This is a genomic window from Nguyenibacter vanlangensis (assembly GCF_013376155.1).
GTDB lineage: Bacteria > Pseudomonadota > Alphaproteobacteria > Acetobacterales > Acetobacteraceae > Gluconacetobacter > Gluconacetobacter vanlangensis.
In genome coordinates, this window is record NZ_JABXXP010001302.1 from 1 (window position 1) to 502 (window position 502).

The following is a 502-nucleotide window of genomic DNA, read 5'->3' on the forward strand; positions in this document are numbered from 1 at the left end:
GGTGATCCCCCCGCCATCGACCGCTTCGCCGGCATCATCGCTCAGCCCGGCGGCACGGCCGATGCTGCGCGCCGTCACGGCGTGGTCGCCCGTCACCATGACGACGCGGATGCCGGCACGGCGGCAATCCCCGATCGCGTCCGGCACGTCGGCACGCACCGGGTCTTCCAGGCCGATCAGGCCGACGAGAACGAGCCCGTCATAAGGCGCGGCATCGGCCCGCGGCACGGTCTTCATCGCACAGGCGATCACGCGCAGGCCCTGCTCGCCCAGATGACCGGCACGGTCGCGCCATTCGGCACGCGCGGCTTCATCAAGCGCGACATCCCCTTGGCCGGCGATCACGCGCGCGCAGGCCCCAAGCACCGTTTCGGGCGCGCCCTTCACGGCGACCAGAAAGCCCTCGCGCCCCTCATGCACCGTCGCCATCATCCTGGCCATGGTGTCGAAGGCATGCTTGCGCACCAGCCGATGTCCGGCCAGCGCCGACGCCCGCCCGATG

The 502-nt window shown here is 71.5% G+C and carries 1 protein-coding gene; it reads right to left on the bottom strand.

From position 1 onward, the window contains the following. Positions 1 to 465: HAD family hydrolase (locus HUK84_RS22735; RefSeq protein WP_218064521.1), on the bottom strand; the 465-nt coding region annotated here is incomplete at its 3' end. Between the last annotated feature and the right edge of the window lie 37 nt (positions 466 to 502).